The sequence below is a fragment of the Streptomyces sp. NPDC005799 genome (assembly GCF_040630525.1).
GTDB lineage: Bacteria > Actinomycetota > Actinomycetes > Streptomycetales > Streptomycetaceae > Streptomyces > Streptomyces griseorubiginosus_B.
This window is the reverse complement of sequence record NZ_JBEXXQ010000054.1, coordinates 26,442-49,087: the sequence shown is the minus strand read 5'-3', so window position 1 is coordinate 49,087 and position 22,646 is coordinate 26,442. Positions and strand designations below refer to the sequence as shown.

22 protein-coding genes are annotated in these 22,646 nt (G+C 71.0%); 13 read left to right on the top strand and 9 right to left on the bottom strand.

The window, feature by feature from the left end; translation table 11 throughout:
* Positions 1 to 24 precede the first annotated feature (24 nt).
* A complete protein-coding gene (locus ABZ453_RS39120) occupies positions 25 to 618 on the top strand; it encodes a histidine phosphatase family protein (protein ID WP_133044961.1) in 594 nt (197 codons plus the stop codon).
* Here the strand turns inward: ABZ453_RS39120 and ABZ453_RS39115 are convergent.
* Positions 600 to 1,052, bottom strand: a complete 453-nt coding sequence (locus tag ABZ453_RS39115; RefSeq protein WP_359022888.1) for a DUF6314 family protein — start codon at positions 1,050 to 1,052, stop codon at positions 600 to 602. The two genes, ABZ453_RS39120 and ABZ453_RS39115, sit on opposite strands and share 19 nt — an antisense overlap.
* A gap of 212 nt (positions 1,053 to 1,264) precedes the next feature.
* Between ABZ453_RS39115 and ABZ453_RS39110 the strand changes: the two genes are divergently transcribed.
* The 8 genes from ABZ453_RS39110 to ABZ453_RS39075 all read left to right on the top strand — a co-directional run bounded on the left by ABZ453_RS39110 (position 1,265) and on the right by ABZ453_RS39075 (position 10,243).
* Positions 1,265 to 3,877, top strand: a complete 2,613-nt coding sequence (locus tag ABZ453_RS39110) for a YfhO family protein (protein WP_359022886.1) — start codon at positions 1,265 to 1,267, stop codon at positions 3,875 to 3,877.
* Between the two features lie 22 nt (positions 3,878 to 3,899).
* Positions 3,900 to 4,850 carry a glycosyltransferase family 2 protein gene (locus ABZ453_RS39105; RefSeq protein WP_359022884.1) on the top strand — a complete coding sequence of 317 codons (951 nt, stop codon included), beginning with the start codon at positions 3,900 to 3,902 and terminating at the stop codon, positions 4,848 to 4,850.
* 11 nt (positions 4,851 to 4,861) lie between these two features.
* Positions 4,862 to 5,254, top strand: a complete 393-nt coding sequence (locus ABZ453_RS39100) for a GtrA family protein (protein ID WP_359022882.1) — start codon at positions 4,862 to 4,864, stop codon at positions 5,252 to 5,254.
* 45 nt (positions 5,255 to 5,299) lie between these two features.
* Positions 5,300 to 6,328, top strand: coding sequence for an N-acetyl-gamma-glutamyl-phosphate reductase (gene argC / locus ABZ453_RS39095; RefSeq protein ID WP_359022880.1), 1,029 nt, complete (start codon positions 5,300 to 5,302; stop codon positions 6,326 to 6,328).
* An 88-nt stretch (positions 6,329 to 6,416) separates the two neighbouring features.
* Complete coding sequence (gene argJ, locus ABZ453_RS39090) at positions 6,417 to 7,568, top strand: bifunctional glutamate N-acetyltransferase/amino-acid acetyltransferase ArgJ (protein ID WP_359022878.1); 1,152 nt, start codon at positions 6,417 to 6,419, stop codon at positions 7,566 to 7,568.
* Complete coding sequence (gene argB, locus ABZ453_RS39085) at positions 7,565 to 8,509, top strand: acetylglutamate kinase (protein ID WP_359022876.1); 945 nt, start codon at positions 7,565 to 7,567, stop codon at positions 8,507 to 8,509. The genes argJ and argB overlap by 4 nt, the downstream gene beginning before the upstream one ends.
* Complete coding sequence (locus ABZ453_RS39080) at positions 8,506 to 9,684, top strand: acetylornithine transaminase (RefSeq protein ID WP_359022874.1); 1,179 nt, start codon at positions 8,506 to 8,508, stop codon at positions 9,682 to 9,684. Before argB ends, ABZ453_RS39080 begins: the two co-directional genes overlap by 4 nt.
* 19 nt (positions 9,685 to 9,703) lie before the next feature.
* Complete coding sequence (locus ABZ453_RS39075; protein ID WP_208779647.1) at positions 9,704 to 10,243, top strand: arginine repressor; 540 nt, start codon at positions 9,704 to 9,706, stop codon at positions 10,241 to 10,243.
* A gap of 107 nt (positions 10,244 to 10,350) precedes the next feature.
* On the opposite strand, the gene ABZ453_RS39070 is transcribed toward ABZ453_RS39075, so the two are convergent.
* The 5 genes from ABZ453_RS39070 to ABZ453_RS39050 all read right to left on the bottom strand — a co-directional run bounded on the left by ABZ453_RS39070 (position 10,351) and on the right by ABZ453_RS39050 (position 15,277).
* A complete protein-coding gene (locus ABZ453_RS39070) occupies positions 10,351 to 11,151 on the bottom strand; it encodes an FAD:protein FMN transferase (protein ID WP_359022872.1) in 801 nt (266 codons plus the stop codon).
* Complete coding sequence (locus ABZ453_RS39065) at positions 11,144 to 11,938, bottom strand: FMN-binding protein (RefSeq protein WP_359022870.1); 795 nt, start codon at positions 11,936 to 11,938, stop codon at positions 11,144 to 11,146. The genes ABZ453_RS39070 and ABZ453_RS39065 overlap by 8 nt, the downstream gene beginning before the upstream one ends.
* Before the next feature lie 29 nt (positions 11,939 to 11,967).
* Positions 11,968 to 13,350: a ferredoxin reductase family protein gene (locus tag ABZ453_RS39060; protein WP_356764331.1), complete on the bottom strand. Its 1,383-nt coding sequence runs from the start codon at positions 13,348 to 13,350 to the stop codon at positions 11,968 to 11,970.
* 75 nt (positions 13,351 to 13,425) lie between these two features.
* Positions 13,426 to 13,905 carry an FMN-binding protein gene (locus ABZ453_RS39055; protein WP_359022867.1) on the bottom strand — a complete coding sequence of 160 codons (480 nt, stop codon included), beginning with the start codon at positions 13,903 to 13,905 and terminating at the stop codon, positions 13,426 to 13,428.
* A gap of 19 nt (positions 13,906 to 13,924) precedes the next feature.
* Positions 13,925 to 15,277, bottom strand: a complete 1,353-nt coding sequence (locus ABZ453_RS39050; protein WP_359022865.1) for a ferredoxin reductase family protein — start codon at positions 15,275 to 15,277, stop codon at positions 13,925 to 13,927.
* 149 nt (positions 15,278 to 15,426) lie between these two features.
* Here ABZ453_RS39050 and ABZ453_RS39045 point away from each other — a divergent pair, with 149 nt between their 5' ends.
* Positions 15,427 to 16,167, top strand: coding sequence for a response regulator transcription factor (locus ABZ453_RS39045; protein ID WP_356764337.1), 741 nt, complete (start codon positions 15,427 to 15,429; stop codon positions 16,165 to 16,167).
* A complete protein-coding gene (locus ABZ453_RS39040; protein WP_359022863.1) occupies positions 16,164 to 17,621 on the top strand; it encodes a HAMP domain-containing sensor histidine kinase in 1,458 nt (485 codons plus the stop codon). The genes ABZ453_RS39045 and ABZ453_RS39040 overlap by 4 nt, the downstream gene beginning before the upstream one ends.
* Here the strand turns inward: ABZ453_RS39040 and ABZ453_RS39035 are convergent.
* The 3 genes from ABZ453_RS39035 to ABZ453_RS39025 all read right to left on the bottom strand — a co-directional run bounded on the left by ABZ453_RS39035 (position 17,608) and on the right by ABZ453_RS39025 (position 19,929).
* Positions 17,608 to 18,312, bottom strand: coding sequence for a L,D-transpeptidase family protein (locus tag ABZ453_RS39035; protein WP_359022861.1), 705 nt, complete (start codon positions 18,310 to 18,312; stop codon positions 17,608 to 17,610). The two genes, ABZ453_RS39040 and ABZ453_RS39035, sit on opposite strands and share 14 nt — an antisense overlap.
* 3 nt (positions 18,313 to 18,315) lie before the next feature.
* Positions 18,316 to 18,903 (bottom strand): pyridoxamine 5'-phosphate oxidase family protein, encoded by a 588-nt coding sequence (locus ABZ453_RS39030; RefSeq protein WP_359022859.1) that lies wholly within the window; start codon positions 18,901 to 18,903, stop codon positions 18,316 to 18,318.
* Between the two features lie 120 nt (positions 18,904 to 19,023).
* Complete coding sequence (locus ABZ453_RS39025) at positions 19,024 to 19,929, bottom strand: hypothetical protein (RefSeq protein WP_359022857.1); 906 nt, start codon at positions 19,927 to 19,929, stop codon at positions 19,024 to 19,026.
* Between the two features lie 236 nt (positions 19,930 to 20,165).
* Between ABZ453_RS39025 and argH the strand changes: the two genes are divergently transcribed.
* Both argH and ABZ453_RS39015 read left to right on the top strand, forming a co-directional pair.
* Complete coding sequence (gene argH / locus ABZ453_RS39020; RefSeq protein WP_359022855.1) at positions 20,166 to 21,590, top strand: argininosuccinate lyase; 1,425 nt, start codon at positions 20,166 to 20,168, stop codon at positions 21,588 to 21,590.
* Positions 21,591 to 21,632: 42 nt separating this feature from the next.
* A complete protein-coding gene (locus ABZ453_RS39015; protein WP_359022853.1) occupies positions 21,633 to 22,604 on the top strand; it encodes an aldo/keto reductase in 972 nt (323 codons plus the stop codon).
* Positions 22,605 to 22,646: the final 42 nt, after the last annotated feature.

Below are 22,646 nucleotides of genomic sequence, written 5' to 3'. Positions count from 1 at the left end.
ACTCTCGCGACTCACCATCGCCGCATGCAACTTCGCGTCACGTTCGTCGCCGCCGCGCGCAGCTCGCCGCTGCTCGCGGAGCGCTTCGAGGACGACCGGCCGCTCGACCAGGCCGGGTGGGACGAGGTGTTGCGCGTCGCCCCCGATCTGATCCCCCTGGCGGCGGCCGAGCTGCGCTACTGCTCGCCCACACCCCGCAGCCGCGCGACCGGCGACGCCCTCGGGTACGCGCCCCTGGTGCAGCTCGCGTTGCGCGACTGCGACATGGGCCGCTGGCGGGGGCTGACCCTGGGCGAGGCGATGGCCCGCGAGCCGGAGGCGGTGGACGCCTGGCTCGCCGACCCGCGTGCCGTCCCGCACGGGGGCGAGTCGCTGGTGGAGTTCATCTCCCGGGTGGGCAACTGGCTCGACACCCGGCCCGTCGACGACGGCGGGCGGATCGTCGCCGTGGCCGAGCCGTCCGTCATCCGGGCCGCCCTGGTGTACGCGCTGAAGGCGCCGCCGTCCACGTACTGGAACATCGACGTCCGCCCCCTGTCGACGACCACCGTCACAGGCCATGCCGGGCGCTGGAACCTCCGCTTCGACGGAGTGCCGGCTCAGCCCACGCGGGCGTAGTCGGTCGTCAGCAGGAGGTCCTTCGCCGGGCCGCCCACCCGCCACACCGTCCGCCAGTGGTCCGCGTCCCGGACGGTGAACTCACCGCGGTAGAGATCGGCCGCGCAGGGGTGGTCGGCCACATGCCGGCCGGTGCTGAGATCCAGGTCGTGGAAGGGCCGCCCGTCACCGAAGCGGACATCGGCCGTCCCCGGCGCACTCCCCGGCAGGAAACGCAGGGTCCGCTCGGCGGGCCGCGCGACCCCCTGCCAGACGAACGTCCCGGCCTCGAGGTGCAGCAGCCCACCGCCCTCCAGCGGACTGAACGCGGTGCCCCCTTCGAAGCGACCCTCGTCCCCACCGACGAGGTCCCGCACGACACGATCCACCCGCCACCGCCCCGCCAGATACCCCAGCACGTCCGCCACGGGCCAGAAATCTCCCCGTCCATCCATGCCCGTGACCCTACGCCCCTCGCCCATCCTCCGGCGAATTCATCATTAAATTACGCGCCGGGAAATTGCTGTTTCCCGTCCGTTAACCGACCCATACGTAAACCCTGAGGGGCATTCGAAATCGGCTTGATTCTTTCCGCGTACGGAACAACCGATCGCATTCGCGGACCGTCTAAGCCGTCGAATCGATAACCCGCGGGGAGTACCAAGGAATGAGCCGCTCGACCCTGTCCAAAGCCGTTTCGGGCGGCCGTTTCAGGACCAGGGGGGCCGCCGCGCTGCTCGCGGCGGTCCTCACCACCACCGTGTTCTGCGTGGCCGACGCGGCGGCCCGCAGCTACCCCTTCGGACCCCGCACCCGCGACGTCAACGACCTCGGCAACCAGTACGTACCCTTCCACGCCCACCTGTGGGACCTGCTGCACGGCAAGGCCGACGGCGGCCTCTTCATCAACTGGCAGTCCGGCTTCGGCTCCAGCTTCCTGCCCGACCTGGGCACCTACCTCAGCAGCCCGTTCGCCCTGCTCGTCGGCGTCTTCCCGCGGCACGAGATCGACCTCGCGGTGTACGTGATCACCGTGCTGAAGACGGCCGCCGCCGGCGCCGCCATGGCCTGGCTGCTGCTCAGCCTGCGCTCCGGGCGCTGGTGGGCGGCCGGTCTGCTGGGCGCCTCGTACGGGCTGTGCGGCTGGAGCGTGGCCGTCGCCTCGTACAACCCGATGTGGCTCGACGGGCTGATCGCGCTGCCGCTGTTCTGCCTGGTCGGCGAGTGGACGCTGCGGCGCCGCCGGCCGCTGCTCGGCGTGCTGGTGGTGACGGAGGCGTGGATCGCCAACTTCTACACCGCCTACATGGCCACCCTCGCCGCCGGTCTGGTGCTGCTGCTCAGGCTGTGGCTCTCCGACCTCTCGCGCAGGCAGCGACTGCGGGCCGCCGGCCGCGCCGCCGCCACCGTGGCGCTGGGCGTGGGCCTGGCCGCCCCGCTGGTGACGGTCATCTACTTCGGCACCAAGCACGCCTACCCGGGCCGGGTCGTGGACTTCACGCCCGTGTCGACGGAGGACCTGCTGGCCCGTCTGCTGCCGACGACGTACACCTTCGGCAGTCCCGCGGTCTACGCGGGCACCGCCGCCCTTCTGCTCGCCCTCGCCCTGCCCTTCCACCGGGCGGTCCCGGTGCGGGTGCGCGTCGCCTGGACGGCACTGGTCGTCGCGGTGACGCTGTCGCTGCAGTGGGAGCCGACCCATCTGGTCTGGCACGCCTTCGCCACCCCGCAGGGCAGCCCGTACCGGCAGGCGTTCGTCCTGTGCGGACTGGTGGTGGTCGCCGCCTGGCACGCGCTGTCGTACGGGCCGCCGGACTGGCGTGCCCTGGGCGCGGCGACGGGTCTGCTGGCGCTGATCACCGCCGTCGCGAGCCGGAGTGCCCTGGTGCAGCACCTCACCTGGGTGGTGCTGTCACTCGCCGTCGTGGGCGCGCTGGGCGGACTGGTCCTGCTGCGGCTCGCGGACACCGCCTCCGACACCGCCAGGCGCGGACTGCGTACCGCGTTCACCGTCCTCGCCGTGGCCCTGCTGTTCGGCGGCCAGTTCGGGGAGGCCATGGCCACCTCCGCCGACGCCTCCCGGCAACGCCTGCGGCACATGGACAACTACGCGCCCTGGGGGCAGCGGCAGGAGCGCCAGTCGGAGCTGATCGCGCAGAGGGACGACTGGCCGGCGTACCGCACCGACGCCGGTCGCGAGCAGACCGTCGCCAACGATCCGATGCTGGTCGGCGGCCAGGGCGCCCAGTACTACAGCAGCCTCACCTCGAACGTCCTCAGCCGTACGCTCACCGCCCTCGGCGGCGGCTGGACCTCCCGCGGCCGCAGCCTGCAGAGCCTCGACAACGCCGTGACCGACGCGATCTTCTCGATCGGCGCCCGGGTGCACTCACCGCCCGACCCGCACCAGGACTGGTTCCCGCAGGACGGCACCGCACCGACCGTCTCCCGGGAGGCCGTAGCGCCGCTGGTGACGGTACGGCCCTCCACCGCGGCCGCCGGCGGCTTCGGCGAGTCGCCGTACCGCAACCAGGAGCTGCTGCTGGGCTCCCGCGTCTACACCGTCCCCCCGATCGTCCTGCGGGACGACTCCGGGCAGCCGGTCCAGGGTGGCCAGGTGGGCTCCGGGAGCGCCGCCAAGAGGCCGGTGATCACGGCCCGCTGCCCGGCCGGCAGCCAGGCCTACCTCTGGGCCCCCCGGTTCTCCGGCACCGCGCGGCTGGGCGAGGACACCGCACGCTTCCGCTCGCTCCACCCCCGTAACCGCGCCGCCATGGAGCCACTCGGCCAGGTCCCCCCGTCCGGGCGGCTGCGCATCACCCTGACCCCCAACCGCCCCGGTCTCGTCCCGGACGGCGCCGTGGGCTGCCTGGACACCGAGCGGCTGCGCTCCGCCGTCGACCATCTCAAGGCCACCGGTGCCACCCGGGTCACCGTCTCCGACGGCACGATCCACGCCGAACTCCCCGCGGGCAGCAAGGGAACCGCCGTGGTCGCGGCGCCCCGCATCGCGGGCTGGCGCTGCGCGGCGGGCGGCGGCGACGCCCAACCGGCCAAGGAGTTCCACGGTCTGATCGCCGTCCCGCTCGACGGCGAATCGTCCAGCCTCACCTGCACCTTCCGTCCGCCCGGGCTGCGGCTCGGCACGGTCGTCGGGGCGGCCTCGCTGCTGACCCTGGCCCTGCTCGGCGTCCTCACCGCCGTCCGCCGACGGCGGACCCCCGAGCCCTCCTCGTCCGCCACGATCCGGCCGCGCGAGCGCGTGTCCGGCGCACTCTGACCCGCACTCAGGGGGAAAACCCATGCTCATATCGATCGTCGCGCCCTGCTACAACGAGGAAGACGTCATAGAACGCTTCCACGAGGCGGTCCAGCAGGTCGCGGAGGACCTGCTGCCGCTCGGCCACGACATGGAGTTCGTGTACGTCGACGACGGCAGCCGCGACCGCACGCTCCTGGTCCTGGAGAAGCTGGCCGACCTCGACGCCCGGGTGCGGTACGTGTCCTTCAGCCGCAACTTCGGCAAGGAGGCAGCCCTGCTCGCCGGCCTGCGCCACGCCTCCGGCGACTGCGTGGTCGTCATGGACTCCGACCTCCAGCACCCGCCGGAGCTCATCAAGCGCATGATCGAGCTGCGCGCCGAGGGCTACGACCAGGTCATCGCCCGCCGCACCCGCACCGGCGACCGCTTCACCCGCACCCTCACCGCGCGCCTGTACTACCGGCTCGTGAACCGTCTCGTGGACGTCGAACTCAAGGACGGCGTGGGCGACTTCCGGCTGCTGTCGCGGCGCGTGGTGGACGCGGTGGTGGACCTCACCGAGTACAACCGCTTCTCCAAGGGCCTGTTCGCCTGGGTCGGCTTTCCCAGCACCACCTTCGACTACGAGAACGCCGTCCGCGAGGCCGGCCGCAGCTCCTGGAGCATGCGCAGCCTGCTCAACTACGGCGTTGACGGACTGATCTCCTTCAACAACCGTCCGCTGCGCGCCGCCCTGCACCTCGGCTTCGCCCTGCTGCTGTGCGCGGCCGCGTACACCGCGTGGATCGTGGGCGCCGCCATCATCAACGGTGTGTCGACGCCCGGTTATGTCACCATCATCACGGCCCTCACCGGACTCGCCGGGGTACAGATGATCATGCTGGGCGTGATCGGGGAGTACACCGGGCGGATCTACTACGAGGTCAAGGGACGTCCGCACTTCCTGGTGAAGGCGACCAACGTGAAACGAGCGAAAGACCTCATTCCGTGATCTCTCGGCAGATGCTGACCTTCGCCGTCATAGGCGTGGTGAACACCGGCACGTACTACGGTTTTTACCTGCTGTTCCTCCCACGTTTCCCTTATCTTGTCGCGCATATTCTGGCGACCGCGCTCAGCATGGTCGGCTCCTTTTTCCTGAACGCCAGGTTCACCTACCGGACCCGGCCCACCTGGCGGAAATTCCTCCTCTTCCCCCTCACCAACGCCGCGAACTTCGTGGTCACCACGGTGGGGGTATACGTGCTCGTCGACCTCCTGGGCCTCGGCAGCCGGTACGCCCCGCTGATCGCCTCCATGGCGGCGATCCCGATCACCTTCGTCGTCTCGCGCTGGATCATGCTGCCGAAGGCGGAGAACGCCCTGGTGGGGGCGGAGCCCAGTCGGATTGCATAAACGTGCATCGAAACGTATAGTCATGCCATCCAGGAGGAGGATGACATGGCGGTACGTGCGGCGGTGGCCGGGGCGAGCGGATACGCGGGCGGAGAGCTCCTGCGTCTGCTGCTCACGCACCCCGAGGTCGAGATCGGGGCCCTGACCGGCAACTCCAACGCCGGCCAGACGCTCGGCGCGCTCCAGCCGCATCTGCTGCCGCTGGCCGGGCGGGTGCTCGAGGAGACCACCGCCGACGTCCTCGCCGGCCACGACGTCGTCTTCCTCGCCCTGCCGCACGGCCAGTCCGCCGCCGTCGCCGAACAGCTCGGCCCGGACGTCCTGGTCGTGGACATGGGCGCCGACTTCCGGCTGCAGGACCCGGCCGACTGGGTGCGGTTCTACGGCTCCGCGCACGCCGGGACCTGGCCCTACGGCCTGCCCGAACTGCCGGGTGCCCGCGCGGCGCTGGAGGGGTCCAAGCGCATCGCGGTACCCGGTTGCTATCCGACGGCCGCCTCGCTGGCCCTCTTCCCGGCCTACGCCGCCTCCCTCGCCGAGAACGAGGCCGTGATCGTCGCCGCCTCCGGCACCTCCGGCGCCGGCAAGACGCCCAAGCCGCATCTGCTGGGCAGCGAGGTCATGGGCTCCATGTCGCCGTACGGCGTCGGCGGCGGTCACCGGCACACCCCGGAGATCGTCCAGAACCTCAGCGCGGCCGCGGGGGAGCGGGTCTCCGTCTCCTTCACGCCGACCCTCGCCCCGATGTCCCGCGGCATCCTCGCCACGTGCAGCGCCAAGGCGGTCGCCGGAGTGACGGCTCAGTCCGTCCGCGCCGCCTACGAGAAGGCCTACGCCGACGAGCCCTTCGTCCACCTGCTGCCCGAGGGCCAGTGGCCCGCCACGGCGTCCGTGCACGGTTCCAACGCCGTTCAGGTGCAGGTCGCGTACGACGAGGCCGCCGGCCGCATCATCGCGATCAGCGCCATCGACAACCTGACCAAGGGCACCGCGGGCGGTGCCGTCCAGAGCATGAACCTCGCCCTGGGTCTCGACGAGACGACGGGTCTTTCCACGATCGGAGTCGCACCGTGAGCGACGCACGTGCAGCCACCGGGCTGCAGGCAACGACGAAAGCCCCACCTCTGCGCTGCACGGGCGGAGAAGCGAACAAGGAGATGCAGTGAGCGTCACGGCAGCCAAGGGATTCACGGCGGCGGGCATCGCCGCCGGGATCAAGGAGAACGGCAACCCGGACCTGGCCCTCGTGGTCAACAACGGTCCGCGCCGCGCCGCCGCCGGCGTCTTCACCTCCAACCGTGTGAAGGCCGCGCCGGTCCTGTGGTCCGAGCAGGTCCTCAAGAGCGGCCAGGTCTCCGCCGTCGTCCTCAACTCCGGTGGCGCCAACGCCTGTACGGGCCCCAAGGGCTTCCAGGACACGCACGCGACCGCCGAGAAGGCCGCCGAGGTGCTGGGGCGGGGCGCGATCGAGGTCGCGGTCTGCTCGACCGGCCTCATCGGCGTCCTGCTCCCGATGGACAAGCTGCTCCCGGGAGTCGAGACGGCCGCCGCCCAACTCTCCGAGCACGGCGGCGAGAAGGCCGCCATCGCCATCAAGACCACCGACAGCATGCACAAGACGTCCGTCGTGACGAAGGACGGCTGGACGGTCGGCGGCATGGCGAAGGGCGCGGGCATGCTCGCCCCCGGCCTCGCCACCATGCTGGTCGTCCTCACCACGGACGCGGCACTCGACGACGACGTCCTGGACAGGGCGCTGCGGGCAGCGACCCGCACGACCTTCGACCGCGTCGACTCCGACGGCTGCATGTCCACCAACGACACCGTGCTGCTGCTGGCCAGCGGCTCCGCCGAAGTCACCCCGGAGTACGAGGAGTTCGCCGAGGCCGTGCGGGCCGTCTGCGACGACCTCGGACAGCAGCTGATCCGGGACGCCGAGGGCGCCAGCAAGGACATCAAGGTCGAGGTCGTCAACGCCGCGAGCGAGGACGACGCCGTCGAGGTGGGTCGCTCCATCGCCCGCAACAACCTGCTCAAGTGCGCCGTGCACGGCGAGGACCCCAACTGGGGCCGCGTGCTCTCCGCGATCGGCACCACCAAGGCCGCCTTCGAGCCGGACCGGCTGAACGTCGCCATCAACGGCGTCTGGGTCTGCAAGAACGGCGGTGTGGGCGAGGACCGCGAGAAGGTCGACATGCGCTACCGCGAGGTGCACATCGTCGCCGACCTCGCCGCCGGCTCCGAGACCGCCACCATCTGGACCAACGACCTCACCGCCGACTACGTCCACGAGAACAGCGCCTACTCGTCATGAGCACCACGCGTAAGCACACCGCGCTCCCCAAGGCCCAGATCCTCATCGAGGCGCTGCCCTGGCTGGTCCGGCACAACGGCAGGACGGTCGTCATCAAGTTCGGCGGCAACGCCATGATCGACGAGGACCTCAAGGCCGCGTTCGCCCAGGACGTCGTCTTCCTGCACCACGCCGGGCTCAAACCCGTCGTCGTGCACGGCGGCGGCCCGCAGATCAGCCGGGCGCTCGAAACCCACGGCATCGTCAGCGAGTTCAAGGCCGGCCTGCGCGTCACCACCGAGGACGCCATGGACGTCGTACGGATGGTGCTGGCCGGGCAGGTGCAGCGGGAGCTGGTCAACCTGCTCAACCAGCACGGGCCGCTCGCCGTCGGACTGACCGGCGAGGACGCGCACACCATCACCGCCACCAAGCACCAGCCCGAGATCGACGGCGAGTTGGTCGACATCGGGCGGGTGGGCGAGATCACCGAGATCGACACGGGCGCGATCGAGGCACTGCTCGCCGACGGCCGGATCCCGGTCGTCTCGTCGATCGCCCGTAGCCAGGACGACGGACATGTCTACAACGTCAATGCTGATACGGCGGCTGCGGCACTCGCTGCTGCGCTTGGGGCGGAGACGCTCATGGTCCTCACGGACGTCGAGGGCCTTTACGAGGACTGGCCCAACAGCGACGAGGTGATCAGCCGCCTCACCGCTTCCCAGCTGGAGAAGCTGCTGCCGGAGCTGAGCTCCGGGATGGTGCCGAAGATGGAGGGCTGTCTGCACGCCGTACGCAACGGCGTCACCACCGCCCGGGTCATCGACGGCCGGGTCCAGCACTCGATCCTGCTGGAGATCTTCACCGACGAGGGCATCGGCACGATGGTCGTGCCCGACGGACAAGACGAACAAGACGCACAAGACAAACAAGACGAAAAAGAGGGGGATGCCGTATGACGCACAACCAGGAGCTGAGCGAGCGCTGGCAGGGCTCGCTCATGAACAACTACGGCACCCCGCTGCTGCCCCTCGTGCGCGGCGAGGGCGCCCGGGTCTGGGACGCCGACGGCAACGAGTACCTCGACTTCGTCGGTGGAATCGCGGTCAACGCGCTCGGTCACGCCCACCCGGCGATCGTCGAGGCCGTCAGTACGCAGATCGCGTCCCTCGGGCACATCTCCAACTTCTTCATGTCCGAGCCGACCGTGACGCTCGCCGAACGGCTCCTGCAGCTCTTCGGCCGTGACGGCCGGGTCTTCTTCTGCAACTCCGGGGCCGAGGCCAACGAGGCCGCCTTCAAGATCGGCCGGCTGACCGGGCGCACCCACGTGGTCGCCACCGAGGGCGCCTTCCACGGCCGCACCATGGGCGCCCTGGCGATGACCGGCCAGCAGGGCAAGCGGGAGCCGTTCCTGCCGCTGCCCGGCGAGGTCACGCACGTGCCGTACGGCGACGCGCAGGCCCTGGCCGCGGCGGTGACCGAGGAGACCGCGCTGGTGATCCTGGAGCCGATCCAGGGCGAGATCGGCGTCGTCGTCCCGCCGCCCGGTTACCTCAAGGCCGCCCGCGCGATCACCGCCGCGAACGGTGCGCTGCTGGTCCTGGACGAGGTGCAGACCGGGGTCGGGCGGACCGGGCACTGGTTCGAGTACCAGGCGCACGAGGGTGTCCTGCCGGACGTCGTGACGCTGGCGAAGGGCCTCGGGGGCGGGCTGCCGCTGGGCGCGACCGTCGCCTTCGGGCGGGCCGCCGAGCTGCTGCAGCCGGGGCACCACGGGACGACCTTCGGCGGCAACCCGGTCGCGTGCGCCGCTGGGCTCGCCGTGCTCGACACGATCGCGAACGAGGGGTTGCTGGAGAACGTCAAGCGGCAGAGCGGGGCGTTGCGGGACGGGATCGAGGCACTGGGCCACCCGTTGGTCGGGCATGTCCGGGGCGCGGGCCTGCTCCTGGGTATCGTGCTCACCGAGCCGCACGCGCCCCGGGTGCGACAGGCGGCTCAGGAGGCCGGGTTCCTGGTGAACGCGCCCGCCGACGACGTCGTACGGCTGATGCCGCCGCTGAATCTCGGCGACGACGAGGTGGCGGCGTTCCTTCGGGCGCTGCCCGGCATCCTCGACGGGGACGGATGAGCCGGAGAATGGGACGACGATGAGTCAGGCGCAGGACGACGCACAACACGCCGGGCCTGCCGTGCCGCAGACGCGGACCGCGCGGCACCGCCGGATCGTGGACATCCTCAACCGGCAACCGGTGCGGTCGCAGAGCCAGTTGGCGAAGCTGCTCGCCGATGACGGGCTGACGGTCACTCAGGCGACGCTCTCCCGGGACCTGGACGAGCTGAACGCGGTGAAGATCCGCAACAACGACGGTGACCTCATCTACGCGGTGCCGAGCGAGGGGGGTTTCCGTACCCCTCGTGCGCCGCTGGGGGAGTCGGCGAAGGAGGAGCGGATGCGGCGGCTCTCGCAGGAGCTGCTGATCTCCGCGGAGGCTTCGGCGAACCTCGTCGTGCTGCGGACCCCTCCGGGGGCCGCGCAGTTCCTTGCCTCGGCCATCGATCAGGCGGAGCTGCACGACATTCTGGGGACGATCGCGGGTGACGACACGTTGCTGTTGATCAGCCGGGAGCCGACGGGGGGACAGGCTTTGGCGGAGCATTTGTTGAGGTTGGCTCAGAACGGCCACTGAAGGAATCCGGCGGTTGTGTGCCGACTGCGGGCGGCGGGGGGTTGGTCGCGCTCACGCGGCGGTGGCCGCATGTCCGACACAGCCCCGCGCCCCTGGAAGCCTTCCGCTTACCCGAGTCGGGATGCGAGGCCTCCGGTGCATCTGACCTCGTCCCCGGCCGTGATGAGCAGCGCCTCCACATCGGGCAGTGACTCCAGCCAGCGCAGGCCATCCCTGGAGCCCATGGCGAAGGCCGCTGTTGCCCAGCAGTCCGCCCAGGTGAGGGTGGGGGCGACCACCGTGACCGCTACCAGGTCCGTCACCGCGGAGCGGCCGGTGCGGGGGTCGACGATGTGGGCGCCGCGTTCGGCCGTGCCGGAGGTGGCGACCGCCAGTTCGTCCGCGCCGGCCGCCGAGACCACCGCCGCGAGTCCGCCGGGGCGCAGCGGGTCGGCGATGCCCACGCGCCAGGGGCGGTGGGGTTCCGGCGTGCCGAACATCTGCACGTCGCCGCCGCCGTTGACGCTCACCCCGGTCGCGCCGGCCGCCCGCAGCCGACGGGCCGCGCGCTCGGCCGCCCAGCCCTTGACGATGCCGGTGGGGTCGAGGCGGCCCTCGTAGCGCAGGCTGAACCAGCCACCGCTCACCCGCTCGGCCTCGGCGCCCAGGTCGAGCACCTCCGCGACCTCGGCGTCGCACTCCGGCAGGGTCAGCTCACCGCGGGCGAGCCGGGAGACCTGGCTGTCCTCGCGGTAGGTGCTGAACACCGCGTTGACCCGGTGCAGCCCGGAGATCGCCTCCCCGAGTGCCGCCCGTACCGCACCGGGTTCCCCGCCGCGGACGTCGAAGGAGAAGACGGTCCCCATGACCTCCTCCGCATGACGCACCGCGGCGGGAGCTTCCGCAGACTCCGCCACCGACTCAGCCACCGGCCTGGTCCAGCGCGGACTGCAGCGACTGCTTGTAGCCGCCGCTGGTGTACGTGGCCCCGGACACGGAGTCGATCTGCGCGTTGCCCGCGGCCACCGCCTCCTGGTTGAGCTTGGGGATCGCGAGGGCCGTCTTCTGGTCGCTGAGGCCGCCCTTGGGCGCCTGCACCGCGTCCGCCTTGGTGATCTTGCCGTTCGCGACGGTGATACGGACCTGGACCGGGCCGTACTGGGTCTGTGCGACGGCACCGGTCACCGTCTTGGCCTGCGCGGCACCGGAAGCGGCACCGGAGGACGAGCCCGAGCCGCCGCTCTGCGCCGACCCGGCGCTCGCCTTCATCTTGTCGAGCGCGGACTGCAGCGACTGCTTGTAGCCGTTGCTCGTGTACGTCGCCCCGGACACCGCGTCGATCTGTGCGCTCTGCGCGGTGACCGTCTCCTGGGTGAGCTTGGGGATGGACAGGGCCGTCTTCTGGTCGCTGGTGCCGCCCTTGGGCGCCTGGATCGCCTCGGCCTTGGTGATCTTGCCGTTGGCGACCGTCAGCCGTACCTGCACGTTGCCGTACTGCGTCTGCGCCACGTTGCCGTCGATCGTGCCGGACGCCGTCCCGCTCGACCCGGTGCCGCCCTGGGGCGAGGCCTGGGCGCCCGCGGTCTGCTGCGGTGCCGCACCCGCCGCCTGGGCGCCGGGGTCGGAGGCCGGCTTCAGCGAGAGCAGCAGCACGACACCCGAGACGGTGGCGGCGCTGGCCAGCACGACACGCCGGATGGGGTGACTCTTCTTCATCGGTACCTGGGCTCCTGGAATCCCGTCGCTCACATCTCGAACGACTCGTGATGGATGCGGCGGGCGGGCACTCCCGCGCCGCGCAGTGCTTCGTACACGGACTGCGCGAACCCGGCCGGCCCGCACATGAACACGTCGTGCTTGTCGATGTCCGGCAGCTTCTGCCGCAGCCGGTCCGCCGAGATGTCGGGGCGCTCCCCGTCCGGGCTGTTCACGGCGTACATCAGCCGGGCGCCGCGGTCGTCGGCGATGGCGGCGAGCTCGTCCCACAGGGCCAGGTCCTGGGTGGTGTTGGCCCGGTAGAGCAGGGTGATGTCGCCGGCCGCGCCCGGCAGCGTCTCGAACAGTGCCCGCATCGGCGTGATGCCCACACCGCCCGCCACCAGCAGCACCTTGCCGCGGCTGCGACGCTGGGCGGTCATGGCGCCGTACGGCCCCTCGGCCCACACCCGGGTGCCGGGCGTCAGCTCGCGCAGCCGGGCGCTGTGGTCGCCGATCGCCTTGACGGTGATCCGCAGCATGTCCGGTCGGGGCGCCGCGGAGAGCGAGTAGGGGTGGGAGCTGAACCGCATGCCCGGCGCGAGGAACCGCCAGCGGAAGAACTGCCCCGCCTCCGCGCCCATCCGGTGCAGCTTCCGCCCGCCGATGAGCACCGACACGATGCCCGGCGTCTCCTCGATGACCGCCTCGACGCGCATGCGGTGCCGCATGTTGAGCCGGATCGGGACGAGGATGCGGTACCAGATCACCAGCGCGGTGACCGAGCCGTACAGGGCGTACCAGAAGGTCTTGGCGGTCGGCTCGACGGCGAAGTCGTTGCCGGTGGTGATCTGGTGCCAGAACGTCAGGAACACGGCCCCGTACGTCAGCAGGTGCACGTGGTACCAGGTGTCGTACGGCAGCCGGCGGCGGACCGGGCCGATCGAGGTCAGGCCGATCAGCACGAACAGGCCGGTGCCGATGGCCGCCTTGCCCATGTCCGGCAGCTGGTTGATGGAGTCGATCGTCTGCTGGACGATGTCGCCGAGCGACTTGCCGGCCTGCAGCGCGTAGCCCCACATGATGAGGAAGACGTGCGCGAAGACCAGGCAGAGCGTGTAGCGGCCGCTCATCGCGTGCCAGCGGGCCACGCGGTCCGAGCCGACCCGCCGCTCCAGCGCGGGCACCCGGGCCATCTGCAGCACGACCAGTGCCATCAGATAGCCGGCCAGCAGACCGGTGATCCGGCCCGCGTTGAGGATCTTGCCGTTCTGGTCGGCGATGGACGGGGTGTTCATCCACCACAGCCACAGCACACCGACCGCGCCCGCCCATACGGCGAGCAGCAGGACGGTCGCCGGGGAGCGGCGCGGGCGGATGCGGCGCATCGTCTGGCGGCGGGCGGCGCGGCCGCCTGCGAGCGTGGTGGTCACTGTTCCTCCGGGGCGGGGGCAAGGGGGTTGGCGTGGTCCCTTGGCCCAGAGATACGTGCCGTGACGCCGGTGCGTTCAGCCGCGTGCCGAGTCCAGGGCGGACTGGAGTGACTGGCGGTAACCGTCACTCGTGTAAGTGGCCCCGGAGACGGTGTCGATGTTCGCGCTCTGGGCCTGGAGGGCCTCGCTGCGCAACTGGGGGAGGGCGTAGCTGTTGATCTCCTGGTCGCGCGGGTTGTCCGTGGGGTACTGCACCGCGGTCACGTCGGTGAGCTTGCCGCTCTTGACGGTGATCCTCACCTGGACGGGGCCCCAGCGGGTCTGGACCGTACTTCCGGTGACGGTCTTCGTGCCGGTGGTGGTCGACCCTCCGGAGCCGCCCGAACTGCTGGATTCGCTCGAGGCGCTCGAACTGCTGGAGGGCGCCGGGACCGCCAGGGCGGCCGTCGGCGTGCTGTGCGGCTTCAGGGACAGCAGCAGCACCATCCCGGAGACGGTGGCGGCGCTCGCCAGCACGATCCGGCGCAGCGGGCGGTTCTTCTTCAGCGCGTGCACTTCTACGGCCTCGCAGGTCTCAGAGTTCGAACGACTCGTGGTGGATGCGGCGGTCCGGGACCCCGGCGGCGCGCAGCTCCTCGTACAGGTCCCGGGCGAAACCGTGCGGACCGCAGATGTAGACGTCGTGGCCGGCCAGGTCGGGGAAGGTCGCCCGCAGCGACTGCGCGGTGAGGTTCGGGCGCTGTCCGGCCGGTCCGTTGAGCGCGTACAGCACCTTCGCGCCACGCCACCGGGCGATGGCCTCCAGCTCCGCGCCCAGGGCCAGGTCCTCGGCCGTCCGGGCCCGGTACAGCAGCGTCACCTCACCCGGGAGCGTCTCGAACAGGGCCCGCAGCGGGGTGATGCCGACGCCGGCCGCGATCAGGAGGGACCTGGGCGAGGTCTGCCGGTCCTCGGTCATCGAGCCGTACGGCCCCTCCGCCCACACGCGGGTGCCGGGCCGCAGCAGCGAGACGGCCGCGCTGTGGTCGCCGAGCGCCTTGACGGTGATCCGCAGCAGGTCCGGGCGGGGCGGCGCCGACAGCGAGTACGGCGTCGACGTCCAGCCCATGCCCTCGCCGAGGAACCGCCAGCGGAAGAACTGCCCGGGCCGCGCGCCCATCTCGTCCAGCCGCCGTCCGTGGACGACGACCGAGTACACGCCCGGCGCCTCCCGGTGCACGGACTGCACCCGCAGCCGGTGGCGCAGGTTCAGCCGCACCGGTGCGAGGAGTCGGAACCACAGCACCAGGGCGGCGACCCCGAGGTACAGCGCGTACCAGGCGGCCGTGGCGATCCGGTGGCCGTTGAACTCGTTGCCGAGGACCAACTGGTGGCTGAAGGCCAGGAACACGGCGCCGTAGGTGAGCAGGTGGACGTAGTACCAGAACTCGTAGCTCGTCCGGCGGCGCACGGCGCGCGCCGAGGTGATGCCGACCGCGAAGAGGATCACCGTGCCGGCGGTGGTCTTGAGCATCTCCGGATAGTCCGTGACCACCGTGATCGCCTCGTGCCAGAACGTGGCGTGGTCCTGGGCGGCGTACCCCAGCAGGATCAGCACGACGTGTGCGACCAGCAGACAGACCGTGTAGCGGCCGGCCATCGCGTGCCAGCGGGCCACCCGGTCCGAGCCGACCCGGCGCTCCAGCAGCGGCACCCGCGCCATCAGCCCGACCAGCACCGCGCAGGCGTACCCGCACAGCAGTCCGGCGATCCGCCCGGCCCCGGTCAGCCAGCCCGCGGCGCCGACCACCGAACCGGTGTCCGCCCACCACATCGCGACCACGGCGGCCGCACCGGCCCACAGCAGCGCGAGCACGGCGCCCGCTGGTGAGCGCCCGGCGGGCGGCGCGACCCGCGGTGCCGCCCTGCGCTCGTACACGGTGGTCATCTGTGCGTCCTTTCACCTGTCCGGGACGCCACTGTGCCTCCGCAACCTCTGAGCACCCTCTGAAAGGACCCTCACCGAGCCCACTCAGAGGAAACTCAGAGGGTCGTCCGCTGCGTGACGCGGGCGCGAGGGGTGATCCTGGGGAGGAGATGAACACCACCAGATCCGGCCGTCCCGCCCTCACCCGCCCCGACGGCACCCCCCTGCGCGTCCTCGTCGTCGACGACGACCCCGATCTCGCCGAGGTGCTCTCCGGCGCCCTGCGCTACGAGGGCTGGCAGGTCCGCGCGGCCGGCGACGGCGCCTCCGCGCTCGCCGAGGCCCGCGAGCTGATGCCGGACGCGGTCGTCCTCGACGTGATGCTCCCGGACACCGACGGCTTCGCCGTGCTGCGCTCCCTGCACGCCGTGAAACCGGACGTCTGCGTGCTGTTCCTGACCGCCCGGGACGCGGTCGAGGACCGTATCGCCGGCATCACCGCGGGTGGCGACGACTACGTCACCAAACCCTTCAGCCTGGAGGAGGTCGTCGCCCGGGTCCGCGGTCTGCTGCGCCGTGCCGGCATGGCCCGTCAGCTGGAGGAGGGCCCTCATCTCACGGTCGGCGACCTGGTCATGGACGAGGACTCCCACGAGGTCACCCGCGCCGGCGAACTCATCGAGCTGTCGCCCACCGAGTTCGAGCTGCTCCGCTTCCTCATGCGCAACCCGCGCCGGGTCCTCAGCAAGGCGCAGATCCTCGACCGGGTCTGGTCCTACGACTTCGGCGGCCGCGCCCATGTCGTCGAGCTGTACATCTCCTACCTGCGCAAGAAGGTGGACGCCGGCCGCGAGCCGATGATCCACACGGTGCGCGGCGCCGGGTACGTGCTCAAGCCGGTGGCGTCATGAGGGTGCCGTGGCGGCGCCTGCCCCGGCCCCGCACCCTGCGGGCCCGGCTCACCGTCGGCCTGGTCGTGCTGCTCGCGGTCAGCTGCGCCGCGGTCGGGGTGGCCGCGGTGTTCGAACTGAACGGGTTCCTCATCAGCCGGCTGGACCAGCAGCTGACCGAGGCCGGGAGCCAGTTCGCCGTGAGCCTGGAGTACAAGCTGAAGCCCGACGACCACGACGGCGACGAACACGGCGACACCCGCCAGCAGTCCACGGGCACCCTGGGCGCCCGGCTGGTCGACGGGACGGTCACCGACGCGGCGGTCGTCCGCTCCGAAGGCATCCAGCACGTCCCGCTGAGCGCGCAGGACAAGAAGCGGCTCGCCGGGATTCCCGCCGACGGCCGAGGACACACCGTCCGCCTCTCCGCCCTGCACGCCTACCGGATCGTCTCCTCCCGGGGCGCCGACGGAGACGTACTGCTCACCGGACTGCCGCTGGAGCCGGTGGAGGCCGCCGTCCACCGACTGGAACTGGTCTCGGGGATCGTCTTCGGCGCCGCGCTCACCGTCACCGGCGTGGTCGGCGCCTTCTGGGTCCGCTGGTCGCTGCGACCGCTCAGCCGGGTCACGTCCACCGCCACCCGGGTCAGCGAACTCCCGCTCGCCAGCGGCGAGGTGGCCCTGCCACCCCGGGCACCGGAGTCCGACCCGCGCAGCGAGGTGGGCCAGGTGGCCGGGGCCTTCAACCGGATGCTGGGCCATGTCGAGGACGCGCTCACCAAACGGCACGCCAGCGAGGAGCGGCTGCGCAGCTTCGCGGCCGACGCCAGCCACGAACTGCGCACCCCGGTCGCCTCCGTCCGCGGCCACGCGGAACTGGCCCTGTTGCACCCCGGCCCGGTACCGCCGGAGATCAACCGAGCCCTGGAACGCATCGCCGCGGAGTCGTCCCGGATGGGCGAGATGGTCGACGAGATGCTGCTGCTGGCCCGACTGGACGCGGGCCGACCGCTGGAACGGCAGCCCGTCGACCTCACCATGCTGGTCCTGGACGCCGTCACCGACGCCCGGGCGGCGGGCCCCGAGCACCGCTGGGAGCTGGACCTGCCCGAGGAACCGGTCACCGTCGTCGGCGACAGGCACCGCCTCCACCAGGTGGTGGCCAACCTCCTGGCCAACGCGCGTCTGCACACTCCCGCGGGCACGAAGGTCACGGTGACCCTGGAGACCGAGGACTCCGCCGCCGTCCTGCACGTCCACGACGACGGGCCCGGAGTCCCCGAGGACATCCAGCCCGGCGTCTTCGAACGCTTCACCCGGGCCGACCACCGCCGCCGCGCGGACGCCTCGGGCGGTGGAGCGGGCCTGGGCCTGTCGATCGTGGCGGCGGTGACCGAGGCGCACGGCGGGAGCGTGGAGCTTCAGAGCAGGCCGGGGTCGACGACGTTCACCCTGCGCATCAGTACCGAGTGATCGCCGTGCTCCCGCTCGCCGTGCCGATGGCGATGTGCGGCTTCTTCCCGGGAGCGGCCCACCGCAGGATCGCCCGCATCGCGTCACCGGGCACGGACACGCAACCCGCCGTCGCCCCGCGCCCGTTGACATGCAGGAAGATGCCGGCTCCGCGTCCCCGCACCGGCTGCTGGTAGTTGAACCCGATGACGAGGGCGTACGCGTACTGCGTCGGGTAGGCGCCGAGCCGCTCCGACTCCGACGCCCGGCAGTCTGACGGACGCGGCTCGGTCCAACGGTTGTAGGAACGCGATGCGTTGTCCTCGCACCACCACGAACTCGCGTGCACCGGGCGGTACTTGTACATGGTGCCACTGGGTGCGCCCTTGATCCCGAAGGCGAAGGGAAGGTCGTACAGCCCGGTGGGCGTGGTGTTCGTGTTCTGCTTCCGTGAGGCCCCCTCGACCAGCCCCTTCGCCCCGAAGCGGGCGGAGGCGGAACCGGCTTTCACCCACCGCCCGTTCCTGTGGTCCCACCAGGTGAGGGTGCCGGTGGTCGAACTCCTCGTCGGGGCCACGGCGGTGATCAGCTGAGTACCGCCCCCGGTGTCCGCCATGCGCGCGGGAAGCGGTGCCACGGGGTTCGGCGCGGCGGCACCGAGGACCAGCAGGGACGCGGACGCCAGAGCGCCGGCGACAGCAGAGGTTCGCATGGCTCAGACCGTAGAGGGCGGCAGCGGCAACGGCAGCCCGGGTAGGCCATCCAGGCTGGTCGCGATGTGCTCCTTCTTGGTGAAGTAGGCGTTCAGCGAGGCGTCGTCCTCGCGCGCGAACCGCTTGCCGTGCAGGTCGCGGTCCTCGTCGTACGTCATGAAGGGCACCGCGTAACCGCAGGTGTCACGGACGAGTTCGGCGCGCACCACGATGATCGCGCGCAGCCCGTGCCGGCTCTCGTCGATGTCCGGGAAGTGGGTGAGGAGTTGACCGAACCGCGGGTCGTCACGGAAGACCGGCTCGCCGCGCCCGTGCACCCGCACGATGTTCGGCGGTCCCTGGAACGCGCACCACATCAGCGTGATCCGCCCGTTCTCCCGCAGATGCGCGATGGTCTCGGCGTTGGACCCGGCGAAGTCCAGGTAGGCCACGGTGAGTTCGTCCAGCACGGCGAACGAGCCCGTCAGGCCCTTGGGGGAGAGGTTGACCGTGCCGTCGCCGGAGAGCGGGGCGGTCGCGGTGAAGAAAAGAGGCTGCGCCTCGATGAACGTACGCAGCCTGCCGTCTATGCGCTCATAAGTCTTTCCCACGCCTGACGATTATGAACGCCATCCTTTCGCCTGTCTAAGGAATTGCGGGGTCCGGGTGCCGGATCCCGCCGCGGCCGCCCCGGCCGGCGCTCCATCGGGGCGGCCACAGCGCCTGTCACGTCACTTGGTGAGCGTGCAGGCCGCCAGGGAGTCCAGGCCGGTCGGCTTGGTCGAGGTGCGGCCGATCGCGATGGCGATGCGGTCGATCGTCGACTTCCGCTTGTCCGCCAGCGGGCCGAGGATCGCGTTGTTCACGAAGTTCGGTCCGCCCTGGCCCACCGTGTCGACCAGGCGCTTGTTGGCCTCGTCGATCTGGGTCTGCAGCAGGGTGAGGTTCCGGGTGACCTCGTTCTGGGCGGAGGCCGGGATCGCGGGGAGCTTGGAGGCGACGTCCGGGCAGGTGATGGTGCCCACGCCCGCGGCGCCGGTGCCGGTCTGTCCGCCCGCGTTGGTGTTCGCGGCCCCGCCGGCGTTGGCCTTGCCGCCGTTGTTGGCCTTGCCGCCCGCGTTCGCCTTGTTGCCCGCGTTGGCGTTGCCCGTGTTCGCCTTGCCGGCGTTCGCGTTGCCCCCGCCGACCGCGTTGAGGGCGCACGGCGCGAGCGAGTCCAGGCCGGTGGGCTTGGCCGCCGTACGGCCGATGGCCGTGGCGATGCGGTTGATCGTGGCGACGCGCTTGTCCTTGAGCGGGCCCAGGATCGCGTTGTTCACGAAGTTCGGTCCGCCCTGGCCCACCGTGTCGACCAGGCGCTTGTTGGCCTCGTCGATCTGGGTCTGCAGCAGGGTGAGGTTCCGGGTGACCTCGGCCTGGGCGGAGGCCGGGATCGCGGGGAGCTTCGAGGCGACATCGGGGCAGGTGATGGTGCCCGGGGACGCGGCCAGGGTCCGGGCGTTGTTCCCGCTGCTGCTCTTGGAGGGGGTCCCGGCGAGGGCGGTACCGGCGATGACCGCTCCGGACAGCGCCACCGCGGCGGCGCCGCCGATGATCGCGACGCGACGCTTGTTGTACTTCGGAAGAGCCCTGGACATGCGGATGCCTCACTCGGGTCTGGAGTGACAGTTCTGTCACCGGTGTGTGACTGGTGTTTACAAACGCGGCGCCTGCGTTCGGCGAGAGATACGGGAAAGCGGTTACGCATGTTCAAGTCAACTCGAGATTGCCGCGCGACGATCCCTTGAATTGACGAATCATGCACACCTCTGCATAATCATGCATGTCAGTGAGCGCCTGGACTGACCCCGACCGACCCCGAGGAGCAACGCAAGTGAGCAGCAACAGCGGTGACGTCCGGCTCTGGGGCGGCCGTTTCGCCGACGGCCCCTCCGAGGCCCTGGCGAAGCTGTCCGCGTCCGTCCACTTCGACTGGCGGCTGGCGCCGTACGACATCGCCGGTTCCCGTGCCCACGCGCGCGTGCTGCACAAGGCGGGGCTGCTCACGGACGACGAGCTGACCCGGATGATCACCGGCCTCGACCAGCTGGAGGCCGATGTCGCCGACGGCTCGTTCGTGGGCACGATGGCGGACGAGGACTGCCACACGGCGCTGGAGCGGGGTCTGCTGGAGCGCGTCGGCCCCGAGCTCGGCGGCAAGCTGCGCGCGGGCCGCTCCCGCAACGACCAGATCGCGACCCTCTTCCGCATGTACCTGCGGGACCACGCCCGCACGATCGGCGCTCTGATCGCCGACCTCCAGGACGCGCTGATCGGCCTCGCGGAGGCCCACCCGGACGTGGCGATGCCCGGCCGCACCCACCTCCAGCACGCCCAGCCGGTGCTGTTCGCCCATCACGTCCTGGCCCACGCCCAGTCCCTGTCCCGGGACGCCGAGCGGCTGCGCCAGTGGGACGAGCGCACCGCGGTCTCCCCGTACGGCTCCGGCGCCCTCGCGGGCAGCAGCCTCGGTCTCGACCCCGAGGCGGTGGCGAAGGACCTCGGCTTCGAGCACGGCAGCGTCGGCAACTCCATCGACGGCACGGCCTCCCGCGACTTCGTCGCCGAGTTCGCCTTCATCACCGCGATGATCGGCGTCAACATCTCCCGGATCGCCGAGGAGATCATCATCTGGAACACGAAGGAGTTCTCCTTCGTGACCCTGCACGACGCGTTCTCCACGGGCTCGTCGATCATGCCGCAGAAGAAGAACCCCGACATCGCCGAGCTGGCCCGCGGCAAGAGCGGCCGTCTGATCGGCAACCTGACGGGTCTCATGGCCACGCTCAAGGCGCTCCCGCTGGCCTACAACCGGGACCTCCAGGAGGACAAGGAGCCGGTCTTCGACTCCATCGACCAGCTGGAGGTCCTGCTCCCCGCCTTCACCGGCATGATGGCCACGCTGACCGTCCACCGCGACCGTATGGAGGAACTGGCCCCGGCCGGCTTCTCCCTCGCCACCGACATCGCCGAGTGGCTGGTCAAGCAGGGCGTCCCGTTCCGCGTGGCGCACGAGGTGGCGGGCGAGTGCGTCAAGGCCGCCGAGGCCGAGGGCAAGGAACTCAACGACCTGACGGACGACCAGTTCGCGAAGATCTCCGCCCACCTCACCCCGGACGTGCGGTCCGTCCTGAACGTCCCGGGCGCCCTGGCCTCCCGTAACGGCAGGGGCGGCACGGCCCCGAGCGCGGTCGCCGTCCAGCTGGCGGAGGTTAGGGAGAACGTCGCCTCTCAGCACGCGTGGGCGGAACGCCGTTAGGGGCGCGGGGCTGTGACGGGCATCCCGAGTTACGTTGTCGGTATGCCCTTCGCCCGCCTCGCCACAGCCACCACACCCACCTGCCACATCGGCCTCGGCCTCGCCGCGGTCGGCCGCCCCGGTTACATCAACCTGGGCCGCGAGAACGACCTCGGAGAGCAGCGAACCGTAGAAGCCCTCCGCGCCCGCACCCACGAACTCCTCGACGCCGCCTACGCCCAGGGCGTCCGCTACTTCGACGCGGCCCGCTCCTACGGCCGCAGCGAGGAGTTCCTCGCGGACTGGCTCAACCACAACCCCGGCCGAAACGACGTGGTCATCGGCAGCAAATGGGGCTACACCTACACCGCCGACTGGACCACGGACGCCGAACAGCACGAGGTCAAGGACCACAGCCTCGCGACCTACGAGCGCCAGCGCGCCGAGACGGCGGACCTCCTCGGCGACCACCTCGACCTCTACCAGATCCACTCGGTGACCCCGGACAGCCCGGCCCTCACTGACAAGGAACTCCACGCCAAGCTCACGGAGGCCGCCGCCCAGGGCCTCACCGTCGGCTTCTCCACCAGCGGCCCGGCCCAGGCGGACGCGATCCGCGCCGCCCTCGCCGTGACGGTCGACGGCGAACCCCTCTTCCGTACCGTCCAGTCGACGTACAACGCCCTCGAGACCTCGGCCGCCCCCGCCCTCGCCGAGGCGCACGACGCCGGGCTCACGGTGATCGTCAAGGAGGGCATGGCCAACGGCCGCCTCGCGCAACCGCACGCACCGGACGCCCTCAAAGCGGTGGCCGCCGAGACGTCCCTCGGCTGCGACGCCGTCGCCCTTGCCCTGGTCCTGCGCCAGCCGTGGGCCGGCGTCGTCCTCTCCGGCGCCGCGACCCTCGGCCAGCTCGCCTCCAACCTGCACGCGGCCGTCGTCGACCTCGACGAGGACCAGCTGACCCGCCTCGCGACCCTCGTCGAGGAGCCGCAGGCGTACTGGGCGAAGCGCGGCAGCCTCCCCTGGCACTGACGAAGAGACCGCTCTCGTCAAAACCTCGCTCGACTCACATCG